Annotated in this window: 15 protein-coding genes; 10 read left to right on the top strand and 5 right to left on the bottom strand. The window is 43.5% G+C overall.

Annotated elements, in window-relative coordinates; genetic code table 11:
• Nucleotides 1–62: 62 nt before the first annotated feature.
• The 5 genes from ACFI6G_RS14140 to uraH form a co-directional block, all read right to left on the bottom strand.
• Nucleotides 63–1,301 carry an alpha-xenorhabdolysin family binary toxin subunit A gene (locus ACFI6G_RS14140; RefSeq protein ID WP_016785510.1) on the bottom strand — a complete coding sequence of 413 codons (1,239 nt, stop codon included), beginning with the start codon at nucleotides 1,299–1,301 and terminating at the stop codon, nucleotides 63–65.
• Between the two features lie 766 nt (nucleotides 1,302–2,067).
• On the bottom strand, nucleotides 2,068–3,432 hold the full coding sequence (locus tag ACFI6G_RS14135) for an 8-oxoguanine deaminase (protein ID WP_010432708.1): 1,365 nt from the start codon (nucleotides 3,430–3,432) through the stop codon (nucleotides 2,068–2,070).
• 177 nt (nucleotides 3,433–3,609) lie between these two features.
• Complete coding sequence (locus ACFI6G_RS14130; protein WP_010432711.1) at nucleotides 3,610–5,061, bottom strand: nucleobase:cation symporter-2 family protein; 1,452 nt, start codon at nucleotides 5,059–5,061, stop codon at nucleotides 3,610–3,612.
• A 262-nt stretch (nucleotides 5,062–5,323) separates the two neighbouring features.
• Nucleotides 5,324–6,667, bottom strand: a complete 1,344-nt coding sequence (locus ACFI6G_RS14125) for an NCS2 family permease (protein ID WP_010432713.1) — start codon at nucleotides 6,665–6,667, stop codon at nucleotides 5,324–5,326.
• Between the two features lie 247 nt (nucleotides 6,668–6,914).
• Entirely contained in the window at nucleotides 6,915–7,268 is a 354-nt protein-coding gene (uraH, locus tag ACFI6G_RS14120) for a hydroxyisourate hydrolase (protein WP_010432716.1), read from the bottom strand.
• Nucleotides 7,269–7,679: 411 nt separating this feature from the next.
• Between uraH and puuE the strand changes: the two genes are divergently transcribed.
• The 10 genes from puuE (at nucleotide 7,680) to ACFI6G_RS14070 (ending at nucleotide 17,321) form a co-directional block, all read left to right on the top strand.
• A complete protein-coding gene (gene puuE / locus ACFI6G_RS14115) occupies nucleotides 7,680–8,618 on the top strand; it encodes an allantoinase PuuE (RefSeq protein ID WP_010432718.1) in 939 nt (312 codons plus the stop codon).
• 22 nt (nucleotides 8,619–8,640) lie between these two features.
• Nucleotides 8,641–9,156, top strand: coding sequence for a 2-oxo-4-hydroxy-4-carboxy-5-ureidoimidazoline decarboxylase (uraD, locus tag ACFI6G_RS14110; RefSeq protein ID WP_010432721.1), 516 nt, complete (start codon nucleotides 8,641–8,643; stop codon nucleotides 9,154–9,156).
• 123 nt (nucleotides 9,157–9,279) lie between these two features.
• A complete protein-coding gene (gene alc, locus ACFI6G_RS14105) occupies nucleotides 9,280–10,266 on the top strand; it encodes an allantoicase (RefSeq protein WP_010432724.1) in 987 nt (328 codons plus the stop codon).
• Between the two features lie 14 nt (nucleotides 10,267–10,280).
• Nucleotides 10,281–10,841 (top strand): ureidoglycolate lyase, encoded by a 561-nt coding sequence (locus tag ACFI6G_RS14100; protein WP_050612594.1) that lies wholly within the window; start codon nucleotides 10,281–10,283, stop codon nucleotides 10,839–10,841.
• Nucleotides 10,842–10,855: 14 nt separating this feature from the next.
• Nucleotides 10,856–12,175, top strand: coding sequence for a urate hydroxylase PuuD (locus tag ACFI6G_RS14095; RefSeq protein ID WP_016787541.1), 1,320 nt, complete (start codon nucleotides 10,856–10,858; stop codon nucleotides 12,173–12,175).
• Nucleotides 12,176–12,405: 230 nt separating this feature from the next.
• Nucleotides 12,406–13,731, top strand: a complete 1,326-nt coding sequence (locus ACFI6G_RS14090) for a hypothetical protein (protein ID WP_102306091.1) — start codon at nucleotides 12,406–12,408, stop codon at nucleotides 13,729–13,731.
• Between the two features lie 200 nt (nucleotides 13,732–13,931).
• A complete protein-coding gene (locus ACFI6G_RS14085) occupies nucleotides 13,932–14,171 on the top strand; it encodes a hypothetical protein (protein WP_016787543.1) in 240 nt (79 codons plus the stop codon).
• A 16-nt stretch (nucleotides 14,172–14,187) separates the two neighbouring features.
• Nucleotides 14,188–14,661: a GrpB family protein gene (locus ACFI6G_RS14080; protein WP_010432739.1), complete on the top strand. Its 474-nt coding sequence runs from the start codon at nucleotides 14,188–14,190 to the stop codon at nucleotides 14,659–14,661.
• Nucleotides 14,662–15,014: 353 nt separating this feature from the next.
• Nucleotides 15,015–16,517 (top strand): RDD family protein, encoded by a 1,503-nt coding sequence (locus tag ACFI6G_RS14075; protein ID WP_102306090.1) that lies wholly within the window; start codon nucleotides 15,015–15,017, stop codon nucleotides 16,515–16,517.
• Between the two features lie 285 nt (nucleotides 16,518–16,802).
• Nucleotides 16,803–17,321 carry a hypothetical protein gene (locus tag ACFI6G_RS14070; RefSeq protein ID WP_010432746.1) on the top strand — a complete coding sequence of 173 codons (519 nt, stop codon included), beginning with the start codon at nucleotides 16,803–16,805 and terminating at the stop codon, nucleotides 17,319–17,321.
• Nucleotides 17,322–17,348: the final 27 nt, after the last annotated feature.

Genomic DNA, 17,348 nt, shown 5'->3' with positions numbered 1-17,348 from the left:
GGATATATTTTTGGCTATTGCGTTATATTTTTGTGTTTTTATATGATCGAGAGGTCTATGGACTATTCCATTTCTTGTATATATGCATTGTTTGCGAACGCTTTTGCTTTCTCACTAATATTACTCCAGTTACTTTCTGCAACCGTTGTATTGGCAAGAGCGCCTATTGCGCCTAGCATTGCGTCGTCTTTCATGATGTCGGCATTATTCTGGGCTTGTTCTAAAGCAACGAGCAGTGAAGTAAAGTCGGCATTCATTTTCTGCCAATTTAGTTTCAGCTTATTAATATGTGGAATCGCATTTTCTATTTGTTGAGAAATCATATCGATACTCTCTGAAGAGCGATGATAAGAGTTATATATTTTCTGTGTGTAAGTTAACTGGTCTTGAAGCTCTTTTACTTCGTTTTGTAATTCGTTACGAAGTTTGCGTGCTTTTTCTGCTTTATCGCCATATACGCCCATGATTGGACCTGCAACCAGAGGGAACCATGCATAAGTCACCGCGGTAGAGGCGACCGTAACGTAGTGAGTGTAATCTTTGTTGAGTTGAGTAATACGCGCATTGATGTCATTCACTCGCTGCTGAAGCGCGCTGCCATCGTCGCTTAGGTAACCGTTGTGAGTGCCTTCCAACACATCTAACTGCAATTTTTGTGTATCTAATGTAGCTGAAAATTCCAATAGGTTACCGCCAACGTCAGACACTTCTTGTTGGTATCTCATGGAAAAACTCTGCAGGCTTTTCAGGTAAGCGATCGCCACCTTTCTATTGCGTTCTACCGCTTCGATATCTTCTGGGAGCGGCGAGAATGCTTTGGCCAGCATTTCATTCAAAGCATCACTAAGTGGGTTAAGCATGTAGTCTTTAATTTGGACGTAATTGGCCAAGCTTAATGAAAGACCAACGATGCTTGGATAAAGATCTTTTTTCCAATAAAAGGCGGTATCGTGAATATTTGAGTATTGCTGAACCAGTGCTTGGAAATTAGAGAAAGGAATGTCGTTAGGAATACTTAAAGTCGACTTCATACTGGCTTCTGTCACGGGTAGGGCCAAAGCACCTTCTACATAGGCTTGAATCTGATACCACTCTTGTTGCTTAAGAATAAAGTTGTCAGTTTCTAAATCGATAAAGACGCCATTCTCACCAATGATCGTGTCGTAGGTAACTTGAGGTATGTTTTGTTCAGCTGACGCTTGGTTGATTTGAACTGGAGCGGCTTGAGAAGTGAGTGCAAAAGAGGAAAGTAGCCCAATTGATATCGAAGATAATACGAGTGTTTTTGTGATTTTTTTCATCGTTTAGCCCTGTTAGATTTGTTATTAGCTTTTTGCAAAGACAATAATCCCCCTACCACTTGATGGCATTTTTTAAATATTTATGAAGGGTTATTGAATATTTTAATATTGTTATTTTTGTGATTATTTTTTGTTCTTTAAAACTAACCTCTTTAATGTGTTTTTTGTTTTTATAAGATTCGGTCAATCTATAGCAGATTTATAATGAAAAGTTCTATTTAGGTCACACATTTGGATTTATATTGGTCGTTTGTTGATCTATTGAATTTAATGATATTTGAATCATTAGTTTTGGTTCTTTTGTCAGGCTAGTTATGGAAAGGCCTCGAGAGGTTTTCATTCTATTCATAAAGGTGTTAAATGATAAAAATATAATTATCGCCATTATTCTTATTATTACTAAATCTGTTGATTAATTTAATGAATATATAAATAGAACGAGCGTTTTAAATTTGATCTGTGCCAAACAATGTACGGGTGTTTTTATAATGACGGGAATTTTTATTAGCGAATGTTTTATTAGGTGATCTTATATTAGGTGTAATTAAATTAGATTATATTCAATTAGATTGTATTTAATTAGTTATTGTTTATATTTCCGATTTAATAAAGGTAGAACTATTTAAAGAAATAGATTGATACAGATTGAGAGGCAATCATGTTTGCAGATTTTTTGGGATGCTTGCGGGTGTTTTCTAATGCTTATAAGTTTACCCACCAAAGCCGTTCGCTTTGGCCTACAGTCTTTGATGGGCAAGTATCTTAGTTAGTTGTTATTCATCGCCAGTTTACCTAGCTTCATTGCGGCAGAATGGTGGCGGTGCATCAGTTGCTCCATGTCTACGCCAATAACGGCACCATCGTTAACTCGCCATTTTCCGGCCACCATCACTTTATCCGCTTGTTGAGCACCACAAAGTAGTAATGCAGCGAGTGGATCGTGGCTACCAGAGAAACGAATATCATCGAGTTTGAACATTGCGAGGTCGGCTTGTTTGCCAACCTCTAGCGTACCAATGTCGGTTCTGCCCATTGCGCGTGCTGAGCCTGACGTTGCCCAGCGCAGTGCATCGAGGTGTGAAACATTGGCAGAACCATATTGCAGGCGTTGTAGATACATTGCCATGCGCACTTCGGCAATCATATTTGAACCGTCGTTTGAGGCGGAACCATCAACACCCAACCCGACTTTTACGCCTGCTGCTTCAAGATCGTTGTTCTTACAAATACCGGAAGCCAGCATCATGTTGGACGTCGGGCAATGGCTGATACCAATGCCCGCTTTACCCAAACGTTTGATCTCTTCTGGATTGAAGTGAATACCATGAGCAAGCCAAGTGCGTTCATTCAGCCACCCCACATCTTCTAGGTAATCCACAGGGCGTAGGCCAAATTTCTCAATACAGAAGTCTTCTTCATCCAAGGTTTCGCATAGGTGAGTGTGCATCATCACGTTCTCACGCTCACTGATCTTGGCGGTTTCTTTCATCAGGTCTGTAGTGACTGAAAACGGCGAACAAGGCGCGAGTGCGATTTGAATCATCGCCCCTTCATCACGCTGGTGGTAATCGCGAATTAAGCGTTGGCTGTCATCAATAATGGTTTGTTCAGTTTGAATGGTGTGTCGTGGAGGTAGTCCACCTTCATCTTCTCCAAGGCTCATGGAGCCACGCGTAAATATCGCTCTCACACCTAGCTTCTCTGCCGCTTCGACTTGTAAATCGATGGCATGCTCAAGCCCGTTTGGTAGCAAGTAATGGTGGTCTGACGCGGTGGTACAGCCCGACATCATTAACTCGACCAATGCTAGCTCTGTAGCAAGGCTCATCATCTCAGAATCGAGGTTAGCCCAAACTGGGTAGAGGCTTTGTAGCCAATGGAAGAGTTCTTTATTGAGTGCGCCAGGGTAGGCACGCGTTAGGGTTTGATAGAAGTGGTGGTGCGCATTGATAAGCCCGGGAGTTACAACATGACGAGAGGCGTCGACGCTGTAATCTACGGGTAAGGTCGGCTCTTTGTGTTTGCCAACCAATTCAATGACTTTATTACCTTTAATGACGATTCCGCCTTCTGCATCAGCCTGTGAGCCAGTGTAGATTGCGAGAGGATTCTTAATCCAGATTGTTTCCATTCATAGTAGTCCTTAGCCATCTCAGCCTTTTCAGGGAAGAGGGTCTTTGTTGGTATTTGCTGTTGATAGATAAATTCGAATCAGGGGGCGTTAAAACGTTCAATGTTCTAATCATTCCCTGATTCTGTGAAAATCGGTTTTACGCTAGTCAGTGAACCAGTTAAATTGGGGAATCAGCTAGTTCGTTTTTGGCTCAGGATTTTCTGATGCCGCTTGAACGTCTGCTTCTGTACTTGCATGTTGAATCTCTAACTGCTCGCCTGAGTGTAGTTCTTCTTCAGCCTGTTCTTTCATTTTTAGCTCAACTTGCGCTTGGCTCTCGGCTAACGCTTCTTGTTCTTCAGCTTTTGATGATTTTGGTAACACAAGGTTTAGCAGAACCGTCATGATGGTGCCTGTGGTAATGCCCGAGTGAAGGAAGTTCGCCAAATCATGCGGTAAGTGTTGCAGCAGTCTTGGTTCGAAAGTTACCGCCAAGCCAGACGCCAAACCTACACAGATTACCAAGGCATTTCGTTTGGTGTCTGCGGCTTTGATCAACATGCGGATACCCGCGTAAGCAATCATACCGAACATCACAAAGCCCACACCACCCAAAACAGGTTTCGGAATCGTGACGGCAATAGCAGCTAATTTCGGGAATAAACCGCCTAAAATTAGTAAACCACCGGTTGCAGCCACTACATAGCGACTTGCTACCCCTGTGATACCCACAATGCCGACGTTTTGGCTGAACGACGCCAATGGCATCGCTGTTAAAATCGAAGATAAGGTACTACCAAGGCCATCGCCTAACAGCCCACGTTTTAGATCTTTACCGCTGACTTGGGTTTGGCAGTTGTTGCCCAATGCCATGAAGTCACCCGTTGCTTCGGCGATCACCACGATGTACACCAAGCTCATACTGATGATGGCACTGGCAGAAAAGGTAAAGCCATATTTGAAAGGTTCAGGTCCGCCAACCCAAGCGGCAGAGCTGATTTGTTCAAGGTCGACCATACCGAGCGATAGCGCCACAATGTAGCCGCCCGCTAAACCAATCACGATGGCTGAAGCGGCAACCGCGCCTTTACAGTAAACCGATACACCAACCACAATCCCCAAAGAGACTAGAGCTAGAAACAGTTTTGGTAGCGTAGCGAATTGTTCCGTGTTGGCAGGAGAATCTCCGACCCAATTCATGGCAACCGGTAAAATGGTTAAGCCGATTAGGGTAACCACCACACCACTTACCACGGTTGGGAACAGTTTCCGAACCTTGTCCATATAGAAGCTGGCACCAATCACGACAAACGAGCCGATAAGCGCCGAGCCCATGATAGCGGCGACACCGCCTTCGTTACCGATTGAGATAGCGACACCTAAAAAGGCAAAGCTCGAACCCATAACAACGGGCAGTCGAATGCCAACAGGGCCAAAGCCGAGACATTGAGCGACGGTTACAATACCTGACGCTAGTAGCGCAGCATTGATCAGCGAGACGATCTCTGTGTTAGGTAGGCCGATAGAAGCGCCGACAATGAGGGGAACAGCAACAATGCCACCAATCGAGGCGAGCATGTGCTGTAAAGCGAGTAAAAAGGTTAAGCCGTGAGGCGGTCTTTCATTTAGGGTGTACAGAAGTTTCATTTGATATTCCTCTGCCTGCGTTTCCGTTTACAGGCGATTGGCGGTCAAATAATGACTTCTACAAACTGCGTAGGGTCATAAAAAAGGTGCACTAACCGAGCGGAATGCGTCTACACTCCGCTGATTAGCACTATTAGCTTTTTCTTAAAAATGTTGTTCTAGCATGTGTCTTAATAGCTTGGCTTGTGAACAAACCAAGCACTCATTCTTGAGCCATCTCTAAATGACCAAATGTCTAAGAGACGGCTCAAGAACGATTTGATTAACCGATGAACACGAGCTTCGCGACAAAAATCGCGGCTAGGAAGTACATCGAAATTGATACGTCTTTTGTTTTACCTGTCGCCAGTTTCAGCACTGTGTAGGTAATGAAACCCAGTGCGATACCATTCGCGATAGAGAACGTCAGTGGCATCATTAACGCTGTAATAGCTGCGGGAGCACCGTTGGTGAAGTCTTTCCAATCCACGTGCTGCATGCTGCTCATCATCACAAACGCCACGTAAATCAACGCGCCAGAAGTAGCGTAAGCGGGGATCATGCCTGCAAGTGGTGATAGGAAAATCGCTGCTAAGAACAACACGCCAACCACAATCGCTGATAAGCCAGTTCGCGCACCTGCTGCAACGCCTGCGGCACTTTCTACGTAACTGGTGACTGGTGGACAACCCACACATGCACCTGCCACGCTTGAGATACTGTCGGCTTTCAGCGCTTTGCTCAAGCCCTCGATCTTACCCGTTTCAGGGTTGGTTAGGTTTGCGCGCTCAGCTACGCCCATCAAAGTACCCGCGGTATCGAACATGTTTACAAAAAGGAAAGCCAAGATAACGCTGATCATCGAAACATCGAGAGCACCCATAATGTCCATTTTTAGGAACGTAGGCGCTAAACTTGGTGGAGCTGCGAAGAAGCCGTTGTACTGCACTAAGCCAAGCATCATGCCAACCAGAGTCACACTCAAAATTCCGATTAACACGGCACCAAATATTTTACGCTCACTGAGTACCGCGATGATCAAGAAGGCGATAGCGGCCAGTAGCGCTTCTGGTTTAGTAAAATCCCCTAAAGAAACCAAAGTCGCTGGATTTTCGACGACAATACCTGCTGTTTTTAAGCCAATCAGACCTAAGAACAAACCAACACCCGCTGTCATGGAGTAACGCAGACTCACTGGGATACTTTCGATTATCCATTGTCGAACCTTGTAGAAACTCATCCCGACAAACAAGATGCCGGAGATAAACACCGCACCCAGTGCGACTTCCCAGCTGTAACCCATTTCGCTTACAACCGTGAACGAGAAGAAGGCATTCAAGCCCATGCCCGGTGCAAGGCCGACAGGCCAGTTCGCAAATAGTCCCATTAACAAACAACCGATCGCAGCACCAATACAGGTCGCGACGAATACCGCGCCTGAATCCATGCCAGAAGCGGCCATGATTTGTGGGTTAACGAAGATAATGTAAGCCATGGTTGCGAAGGTGGTGACACCGCCGACTAACTCATTTTTTACGCTGCTTCCATGGGCCTTAATTTTAAAAAATTTCTCTAAAATTCCGTTGTTCGCATCTTGGTTGAGTATTTCTGTTTTACTCTCACTCATGTCAGCAAGTCCTTTTATGTTGTGATCCATTTATTGAATACAGCGAGATTTCAATATTAAGTTTTATGGTTTTTTCCTAGCCGTTATTTCTTTAGTTATCTGTTGTTTAGTCATCAACTCTCTAACTAATAACGTTGTTAGTATTTTTATATGAGCGTGTTTAGTGAGTGCACACCCTTTGGGATGTACACGTTAATCTGTTTATTATTCGACGGTTGAGCTTAGTTCGAAGTTCTAGGTCACGGGACTAACTGCCCCGATAGGTGGAGAAACTGTAAGGCGAGACGAGAAGAGGAACGTGATAATGCGCTTCTGGATCATCTAAGCCGAAACGAATAACCACGTCGTCTAGGAAAGGCACGCCATCCAGCTCTACGCCTTTACTTCTGTAGTAATCGGCTACGTAAAACACCAATTGATACTTCCCCGGTCGGAAATCATTCCCTGCCAGAATCGGTGCATCGGTTCGGCCATCGGAGTTGGTGAGTACCGTCACCAGCTTTTCTGTTGAGCCTTCGTTGACCTTAAAAAGCTCTACCTTTATCTCTGCACCCGGTAAGCCGTGAGTAGTGTCTAATACGTGTGTTGTTAGTCTTCCCATAGTCCTTTAATAGCGCTTTTGGCGCTCCTCTGTTCCGTGGTTTATCTGTCTATTTCGACCTTGCAAAGAATGCAACTGGTCACTTTGTTATCACTAACTATGTACGAACTGTACACAATTAGTAAAGCTAATTGTTATAAAAATGTTGGTTAATCTGTCGTTTTTCTTGACTTTATAGATCTTGATTATCGCTTTTTAATGAACTTGAATTTTGTTAACTTGTTGTTTTTAATTAAAAAAGTTGCGACCATTTAACTTGGATAACAAAATCTTTACATCGAGATAAATAATTGTATACAATAAATATACAGGGGTAAGGTTACTCGATTTTTGGAAAGTCCATTAACTGATTTATTTTGATGAACCAGTGAAAGAGCGGCCAAGCCAACCACTTATGTTAGGAGTACTTGGATGAATAAGGATTATTCAAGGAATTTGATCGGTTATGGAGCTAACCCTCCAAACCCTCAATGGCCAGGTAATGCGCGCGTCGCGGTTTCTTTTGTATTGAACTATGAAGAGGGCGGTGAGCGTTGTTTGTTACATGGAGACGACGAGTCTGAAGCTTTTCTTTCAGAGATCCCGTCAGCACAGCCGATCAAAGGCGAACGTCACATGAGCATGGAATCCATTTATGAATATGGTAGCCGCGCGGGTGTATGGCGTGTTCTTCGCTTGTTCGATGAATATGAAATCCCATTGACCGTCTTTGCGGTTGCTATGGCGATTGAGCGTCATCCAGACGTTGCTAAAGCCATGGTCGAGGCGGGTCACGAAATCTGTAGTCATGGTTATCGTTGGATTGACTATCAATACATTGATGAGTCTGAAGAGCGCGACCACATGAGCAAAGCGATTGAGATCATCCAACAAGTGACGGGTCAACGCCCACAAGGTTGGTACACAGGTCGAACAGGTCCAAATACGCGTCGCTTGGTAGCAGAAGAGGGCGGTTTTCTTTACGACTCGGATGCCTACGATGATGACCTGCCTTATTGGCACATCGAAACCGGTCATCCGCAATTGGTGATCCCTTACACACTCGATGTGAACGACATGCGTTTTTCAACGGCGCAAGGCTTCAACTCGGGTGAGCAGTTCTTCCAATACCTAAAAGATACGTTTGACACCCTTTATATGGAAGGTGAAACCGCACCGAAAATGATGTCGGTTGGGCTTCACTGTCGTTTGATTGGCCGCCCCGGTCGTATTGCTGCATTAAGACGTTTCTTAGATTACGTCAAACAGCACGACAGCGTGTGGTTGTGTCGTAGAATCGATATTGCTAACCACTGGCACCAACATCATCCATATCAACCAAATAACGCTATTCATCAACCGCAAAAGTAGCAGTGAAGCAAGGAGGCTTAACGTGACTAAATTTCGATCATGCCAACCAACAACCATGGACCGCGATATCTTTGTCGCTCACTTTGCTGACGTCTACGAACACAGCCCGTGGGTTGCAGAACTGGTGTATGACCAAGGTTTGAATGCCGAAGACGACCATATCGAGAATCTTCATCTGAAAATGGCATCGACTTTGTTAAGTGCAGACCAAGGTAAACAGTTGGCTTTGATCAATGCTCACCCGGATTTAGCCGGTCGAGCAGCAGTAAACGGCGAACTTACCGAGTCGTCGACCAAAGAACAAGCGGGGGCGGGCATCGACCAGTGCAACGCCGAAGAATTTGAAAAATTCACTTCTTATAACAACAGCTACAAAAGTCGCTTCAATTTCCCTTTTATCATGGCGGTGAAGGGAGCCAATCGTTACCAAATTCTTGAGTCGTTCGAGATGCGATTAGGAAATGATAGTGAAACTGAGTTTGCTACGGCGATTCAAGAGATCAATAAGATCGCGATGTTTCGTCTCTGGGATATGTAAGTTAACGGAGTTAACAGCTATCTCAGCCCAGTCTTAGTGCGCTAAGAGTATGCTTTATAAGCGAATAAGCCACTAAGTTCTCATTTTATTATTACTTGATTAATTTCATAGGATTACACGGACATGACCCATAAATTTGAACAGTACATAAACCTTGCAGATGAAAAACTCGGCGCAAAAGCTATTTTTGCAACAGATGATTTTTTCGCAGATAAAAGCCGTCTACTCAGCCACGCAGCACCAGAGTGGAAAGACGACTTATACGACGATAACGGCAAGTGGATGGACGGCTGGGAAAGCAGACGTAAACGCGGCGAAGGTTACGATTACTGTGTCGTTCGCCTTGGCCTAGCTGGCACCATTGCTGGCGTTGATATTGATACCTCATTCTTCACAGGTAACTTCCCACCTTCGGCATCAATTGACGCGTGTTATTCACCACAAGGTGAGCCAACAGACTCAACAGAGTGGCAAGAGATTCTGTCTTCAATGGCACTACAAGGCGATCATCATCATCTTGAAGACATCGAAAGCGACCAAGTATTTACGCACCTACGTTTGAACATCTACCCAGATGGCGGTGTCGCACGCTTACGTGTTTATGGCCGACCAAGCGTGGATTGGGACGCAATAGACTCTCAGCAACAAGTTGACCTAGCAGCCGTTGAGCACGGTGGCCGAGCACTCGCATGTAGCGATGAACATTATGGCAACAAAGCCAACATCTTAGGCCCTGGGCGCGGTGAAAACATGGGTGATGGCTGGGAAACAGCACGTCGTCGTACACCGGGTAACGACTGGGTAATCGTGGCATTAGGCCACCCAGGTAATATCGAACGTATCGTTGTGGATACGGCACACTTCAAAGGTAACTACCCAGACAGCTGCTCAATTCAAGCGGCTTACGTGAAAGGTGGCACCGACGACCAAGTTGAAACACAAAGCCTATTCTGGCGTGAACTCTTGCCAGCACAAAAACTGCAAGCGCACGAGATTCACGAATTCATTTCTGAGGTTAACGACCTTGGTGCGATTACCCACGTACGTGCAAACATATTCCCAGATGGTGGTATCAGCCGTTTGCGTCTATTTGGTACGAAAGCGAAATAGGTAAGGAAATGAGTATGAGTAATGGAATACGTCGTTTATCTATCGAACCGTTAACCAAGCAGGCTTTTGCAGAGTTTGGCGATGTTATTGAGTCTGATAATAGTGATTTCTTCATGATCAACAGTGGATCAACACGTCGTTACCACAAGCTAGCGACAACGGATGTGCAAGACCAAGAAGGAGAAGCGATCATCAGCATCTTCCAAGCCACACCGTTGAGCTACCCACTGACCATCAAAATGTTAGAGCGTCATCCACTTGGCTCTCAGGCATTCATTCCATTACTTGGTCAACCCTATTTAATTGTTGTTGCGCCAAAAGGCGACGATCCAACATTAGCCAATAGCCGAGCTTTCATGAGCAACGGCCGTCAAGGAGTGAACTATCACAAAGGGGTGTGGCATCACCCAGTTCTCGCCCTCACCGATCAAGACCAGTTCTTGATCGTCGATAGAGGCGGCGAAGGGCACAACTGTGACGAAGTTTATTTCGACAGCGATCGAGTGGCATTGCATTTGGACGATTTGCCAACGGAAGACAACAAGGAAGAGCAACGCTTAGCTAAAGCGTTGTGATACAGGAGTTTATTATGGATCCGCATATTACAGAATGGTTGAATTTAGCAATACGCTGGGCTCACATGATTGTTGGTGTTGCGTGGATAGGCGCATCATTTTACTTTGTTTGGTTAGAAAACAACCTTAACCGAGTTAACCCTAAAACGGGCCTTTCAGGTGACTTATGGGCGATTCACGGCGGTGGTATCTATCATCTAGAGAAGTACAAACTTGCGCCACCAGAGATGCCAGAGCACCTGCACTGGTTTAAATGGGAAGCTTACTTCACGTGGATCACCGGTGTGTGTCTACTGGGTGTGGTTTACTACCTCAACGCTGAAATTTACCTGATTGCACCGGGCTCTGGCCTTGATTCAACAACGGCAATCGCGATTGGTATTGGTTCATTCGTTGCTGGTTGGTTTATTTACGACTTACTGTGTGACTCGCCATTAGGTAAAACCCCCGTGTTGCTTGGCGTTGTGCTGTTTGTACTACTAGTCGCTGCAACATATGGCCTAACTCAAGTGTTCAGTGGTCGTGGCGCTTACATCCACGTAGGGGCCATCATTGGTACCATCATGGTGGGTAACGTATTCCGCGTTATCATGCCGGCGCAGCGTAACTTAGTGAAAGCGATTGAAGAGAAGCGCGAACCGGATCCTGCATTGCCAGCGAAAGGCCTACTGCGTTCTCGTCACAACAACTACATGACACTGCCAGTGCTGTTCATCATGATCAGTAACCACTTTCCAAGCACTTATGGCTCGGAATACAACTGGTTGATTCTTGCTGGGCTAGCGATCTTTAGTATCTTGGTGCGTCACTACTTCAACACCCGTCATGGTAGCCAGAAGTTTGCATGGACAGTACCTGTAGCGGCATTGGGGATGATCACGCTTGCGTTTGTTACCTCGCCTTACGCGAAAAAGCAGATGACTCCGGTTGTACAAGCGCCAGTGGTTCAAGAAGTGCAAGTAAGCGCGACTGAATCGACGACAGAAGAGGCTGTTTCGAACGGCACAGCTTCAACGACGACTCGTTCTCAAGCTGTTCCTGCAGACCACGCAATGCAAACGGCTAGCGCAGGCGTAAGCTTTGAAACCATCAACAAAGTCATTCAAGAGCGCTGTTCTGTGTGTCACTCCTCAACCCCGAGCCACGCCGCTTTTGCTGCTGCGCCAGCCGGTGTGATGTTTGATACCCCAGAAGAGATTAAAGCCAACGTACCAAGAATTGTTGCTCAAACCGTAACAACCAAGGTGATGCCGCTTGGCAACATGACTCAAATGACCGATGCAGAACGCGCACTCATCGGCACTTGGGTTGAGCAAGGCGCGACGCTTCAATAACAGTACTTTGCAATAACAGTAATCAGCATCCTTTACCTAAGAGCATGAGTCTTAGGTGAGGCTTGGGGAGAGTTTGGTTTCGGGCACGCGCCAAACTCATCCCACCCTGTTTCCCCGGTTCCTATAACCGGGGCTTTTTGTTTTTGGGCAATCGGGAAAGTGAATTATCTATATGGATGAAACTCATCTCATATTTTAGTATTATCTAATAAAAATATTAAAGGGAATGTATGAGAGCGATTAGGATAATATATTTTGTGATTGCGATACTTGTTGCTCTATCAGCAGCATTTGCGATTTGGATTTACTACATAAAAGAAGGTAAAGACCTACTTAACTTTACTATATCAATTGTTGGCTTTTGTATAGCTGTCTTGGCTCTTTTTATAGCTGTTCGTACCTATACATCAATTGATAGTGTAAACAATATTACTAAAATGGACGGTAATATTCTTGATAATGAAAACTATGTAATATCGGTACCTGAACTAGTGAATCGATTCCAGCATAGGAATGAAAAAGAGCTCGGTGAAGAGTTATTCAAATCAATAGAAATTAAGTTAAAAAAGGAATCTGACACAGCTGTTCTTTTCGCCGATACTCTTCAATATATGATTGACCTGATCGTATTGTTTCCAGCGGTGTTTAACGCCAGCGATATTGATAAGCTGGAGTATCGAAAACGTATGGACTCTATCCTTGTTGAAGTAGAGAGAAGGCGTGGTATCTTGCATTCCATTAGTAAAGGTAATGCTATTCAGATTACCGAGACGATAAAGTTGTTCAAAGCTGTCGTTTCTTATCAGAGTTTTGTAGCGGATAGGAATTTCAACATTCATGCTGATTTACTGCACGTTAGAGGCCCAATTCTTCGTAATCCAGTTACTAAAACGATATATCATAATTACTTAGGACTCTATTTTAATAAAAAAGCAATGTATGTTCTTTCTAGTTCTTTGGGTTTGAAGGACGTAGATATTCTGTCTATTGGCGGCGTTGATTTGTTACTAGACAAAGTGAGCTCTATATCTCCTTCTCATAAAGAAGATGCAATCTTGTACTTTAGATCAGCATGTGAGCAGTTTGAGCGAGCGCATCTAGCGTGTGGCGATGATATTATGTGGCCGGGGTTTATTGATTATAATAAGGCTCGGACGTTATTTTTATTATCATTGTTGACCCAAGAAGAAAACCAATGGCTAAAAATAATGGAAACCGCTATTGAATCTCGAAGTAAGCTAAATAAGATGATTGAAGATGTGTTAACTGTTCATCAAGACGCTAAATCTTATGTTAACGATACGCATTTACGCAATTTCTTTTTATATCAGGAAGAGCTTGCTCGTATGGTTAAGCTAAACATATTGTTAGGAACTAAGAGCCCTAACTCTCAAGAAAATCTATCGATAAATTATAAAGGAACACTACTTTCTAATACTTCAGTTGAGGACATTCAGCAACTACTTAAGCCTATTCTTTCTTTTTCAGTTGTCGAGAAATATCAACGTGAATTAGTTGATTGTCTCGCTGTTCGTTGTTCTAATCAGTTTTGTTAGTGAGCGAATAAATTTTTTGTTTAACTGACTTAAGGCGCTAATTAAAACAATTGGCGCTTTCCCTAGCTGCATTTTTATTGCCTCATTAAGTAGAATGAAATAGGGCTGGTTATCGCACCGATAGTTCCATATAAGGTTCTTGATCTGAATCTCTATCCATGGCACTTTCTGTTCTAAATTGACTTTAATTAGGGCAGAAAATGGAAGAGGTGATAGTCGCGTATTTTAGGGCATTAAGCGCATTCTTCAGATATATGTTTCAGTCGTTAGTGATTGAGTTCATTGGTTACGGATCTGGCTGGATAGTCTGTAAAGCATTCACTCTAGGGCGCTTTCCCTCATTGATTCCAACTGAAAAAGAGCGAATCAGAATCTCTTATATCGGAGCTATTAGCATCGTGTTGTTTCTGTTAGTAATTGGTGTGTTCAATAGTTTGTGATTAGGAGTGAGGATACATGAAATTTTACCCCGCTGAACAATATCAAGCGGCTTGCAATGAGCTGTTTGTCCGATACGGACGTGACATCAAAAAGCTAATCCCTAACGCGAGAGTTGAGCACGTAGGCGCATCTTCTATTCCTTTTGCCTTGTCTAAGGGTGATTTGGATATCTTCGTAGGTGTTGAACTTGGCGAACTTGAGGATGTTATAGAGAGACTCACAACACTTGGCTTTAAAGAGAAACTCGATACCTTAAGAACACCCGAACTTTGTATGTTGGCGTCTACATCAGGGGATGATGTGGCGTTGCAAGTGGTCGCCAATGGTTCTGAGTTCGAATGCTTTCTAAGGTTTCGTGACAAGCTACGTGCGAATCCGGCATTAGTTCAGCAATATAACACCTTCAAAATGTCTTGCGAAGGTTGGCCACAAGATGAGTACCGTGAAAAGAAGTCTGACTTTATCGAGCATGTGCTGGCTGTGAAATAGCAACAGTGCTCCTAATATCTCATTTTTTAATTAACAAAAATCTTATTAATACAGAGTGTTAAGTAAAAACAACGAGCCTGTGAAGATTTATCCTCTTAAATTTCCTTCAAACTATCTTACCGAGGTTTAATCGCTTAAATTTACGCAACTAAGCTCACATATATTGCATGGAGTATTAGTGGAGTTATAGGTTTGTGTTATGTTTCGCGTGATTTTATAAAGCGTGACTTATCCGTTGAAAGCAAAGTGTTTTCTTTCGGAATAATTTCAAGATTTGTCTATCAGTACGTCAACTTGGCGCTATCAAAATCGATTCCTCTACGCCAATAATCAATACCACCTTAGGAAAGGACATGTCTGAAGCAATAGAAAACACCCCTGCAATTGTACTCGCGTCTCGATGGTCTCGTTTATGGGCATCTATCATTGATGTTTTCGTGTGTGCGATTTTCATTGTTCCTGTTTTTCTATATGGCGGTTTGTACGATAAATTGCTTTCCAGTGAAACCATTGAGCTAACAGAACAAGTTGCTCTGACTGTTTATGGTTGGGTGGTTTACTTTTTGTGCCAAGGGTACTTACTTCACAAGAAGGGGCAGACAATTGGTAAAAATCTAATGGATATTGCGATTGTCGATATGGAAGGTAAACAAATAGGTTTGCTAAACATAGTGGGCAAACGAATCATTCCTATGGTGGCTATAGCTTACATACCTTTTATTGGTCCATTTATACCGACGTTAGATTATCTGTTTGTTTTTCGCAAAGACAAACGCTGCTTACATGACTTAATCGCTGGCACTCAAGTTGTCATTGTTTCAAAGAAAAGTTCAGGTAGCGACAACTCTGAAATTAGTGAAAATACAACGGAAGTTATCCCTGCATCTCGATGGCCTCGTCTTTTAGCGTTTTTTATTGATGGTGTTATTACGGCTGCCATCATTGCGCCAATCTTTATGTATACAGATTATTTTCAAAAAACAATCGATACAGGGGTGATAGACCTTAGAGAAGTCGCTGCTGTCTATGCCTATTTAGGGCTGATGTTTTTATTGGTACATGGGTATTTACTGAATAAGAAGGGACAGACGATTGGCAAACATCTAATGGAAATTGCGATTGTCGATATGGAAGGTAAATCTATAGGGTTATATAAAATAGTGGGTAAACGAATGATACCTATGATTACCTTTACTATTATACCTATCACTGGCCATTTAATATCCATGTTGGATTCTCTTTTTATTTTCCGAAAAAACAGACGTTGCTTGCATGACTTAATCGCAGGCACTCAAGTTGTTAGTGTGTCAGCCAACAATTTGGGGAAAAATAAGCACGAATCATTAGAAAGCCTGTCACCGACAGTTGAAAATGTACCTGAAGTAAGACTTGCGTCTAGATGGTTACGCTTTTGGGCCATTTTTATTGATGTCCTAATTGCTGTAGCTACTGTGACGCCAATTTATCTCTATACCGATTATTTCCAAAAAATATTTGAAACAGGGACGGCTGATACAGCAGAACTAATAGCTGTCACTGCTTACGGTTGGTTCGTGTTCCTTTTGTTGAATGGTTATTTGCTGCATAAGAAAGGGCAGACTATTGGCAAAAATGTAATGGAAATCGCGATTGTCGATATGAAGGGCGAACAAATGGGGTTGCTCAATATACTGGGTAAACGAGTCCTACCGATGACAGTCGTTATATATATCCCTTTGATTGGTCAATTTATTGCGTTGCTAAACTATCTATTTGCTTTACGTAAAAACAGACGTTGCTTGCATGACTTAATCGCGGGAAGCCAGGTTGTTAGTGTTGCTGTTCCTAGAAACCTCGATTTTAGTACCATCAAATAATTCCGAAGTAAGTTTAGTCTCGGTAACTATATGCTCAAATAAACAGCGCCAACGCCAATCTTGGTGCTGTTTTTACCTTCCCCTTACACTCTTTTCAAATATCGAACCTAGTATCAAATTTCTCTTTGTTATACAGGCAAGTTTCTCATTATGAAGAACTTCTTCGATAGCGAACTCATGCTCTCTAGCTCTTTGAATTTCGTTTTGCTATCACTAGGGCTAACGCTCATCTTACATATTCCAATTTTGTGTGGGTTCAACTTGAGCCGACGAAAGTGGAAATTGATGGATTATTTATGGCCGTTGTTGGCGGGTATCGGCATGCTTGGTGCTGTGTCTGAAATTCGCGCATCGGTGGCCGGTGATTGGGTTGAGACAGAACAAACCAGAGCGGTCGCTATTTTAGAGTCGATTCAGCAGTTTTCTTTGGATAAATTAAGAAGTGATCTCTGCACCGGTCAGCCGTCTTTAGACATTAATGGTCAGTACCACGAAGCGTGTTTGTGGTATTTGAATACAGCGATCACATTCAAAGATGTCGATTTCACTCTGTTGCCCAATGCTGCCGATTTTACGGTTCCTGAACCTAGCGTATCGCTGGTGGAAAGCGACGCCGTGTGGGTGAGTGGTATGCTGAGTCAGTATGAGAAGCAGAAAAACCAGTACATAAAAACCAGAGAAGCGCAGGTGAAGCAGCCACTAGAAAGCATCTTTTGGTATGTGAGTCCTTACTTAGTGTGTTTTGCTATTGCTTTACGTTTGACGAAAGTGACCGCAGAGCTCAAATTAGATAAGTGCGCATAGTTTGAGTTCCTAGTACTTATACCCAGA

The organism is Vibrio sp. PSi01 (assembly GCF_054960695.1).
The sequence above is the reverse complement of the archived record's forward strand: the minus strand, read 5'-3'. Positions and strand labels throughout refer to the sequence as shown.

Excerpts from the sequence above, each read along its gene's own strand:
- alc (WP_010432724.1), top strand. The coding sequence starts at position 9,280 with ATGACCCATAAATTTGAACAGTACATAAACCTTGCAGATGAAAAACTC.
- ACFI6G_RS14135 (WP_010432708.1), bottom strand. The coding sequence starts at position 3,432 with ATGGAAACAATCTGGATTAAGAATCCTCTCGCAATCTACACTGGCTCA.
- ACFI6G_RS14125 (WP_010432713.1), bottom strand. The coding sequence starts at position 6,667 with ATGAGTGAGAGTAAAACAGAAATACTCAACCAAGATGCGAACAACGGA.
- ACFI6G_RS14100 (WP_050612594.1), top strand. The coding sequence starts at position 10,281 with ATGAGTAATGGAATACGTCGTTTATCTATCGAACCGTTAACCAAGCAG.
- ACFI6G_RS14140 (WP_016785510.1), bottom strand. The coding sequence starts at position 1,301 with ATGAAAAAAATCACAAAAACACTCGTATTATCTTCGATATCAATTGGG.
- ACFI6G_RS14085 (WP_016787543.1), top strand. The coding sequence starts at position 13,932 with ATGGAAGAGGTGATAGTCGCGTATTTTAGGGCATTAAGCGCATTCTTC.
- uraH (WP_010432716.1), bottom strand. The coding sequence starts at position 7,268 with ATGGGAAGACTAACAACACACGTATTAGACACTACTCACGGCTTACCG.
- ACFI6G_RS14095 (WP_016787541.1), top strand. The coding sequence starts at position 10,856 with ATGGATCCGCATATTACAGAATGGTTGAATTTAGCAATACGCTGGGCT.
- ACFI6G_RS14090 (WP_102306091.1), top strand. The coding sequence starts at position 12,406 with ATGAGAGCGATTAGGATAATATATTTTGTGATTGCGATACTTGTTGCT.
- ACFI6G_RS14130 (WP_010432711.1), bottom strand. The coding sequence starts at position 5,061 with ATGAAACTTCTGTACACCCTAAATGAAAGACCGCCTCACGGCTTAACC.
- ACFI6G_RS14070 (WP_010432746.1), top strand. The coding sequence starts at position 16,803 with ATGGATTATTTATGGCCGTTGTTGGCGGGTATCGGCATGCTTGGTGCT.
- ACFI6G_RS14075 (WP_102306090.1), top strand. The coding sequence starts at position 15,015 with ATGTCTGAAGCAATAGAAAACACCCCTGCAATTGTACTCGCGTCTCGA.
- ACFI6G_RS14080 (WP_010432739.1), top strand. The coding sequence starts at position 14,188 with ATGAAATTTTACCCCGCTGAACAATATCAAGCGGCTTGCAATGAGCTG.
- puuE (WP_010432718.1), top strand. The coding sequence starts at position 7,680 with ATGAATAAGGATTATTCAAGGAATTTGATCGGTTATGGAGCTAACCCT.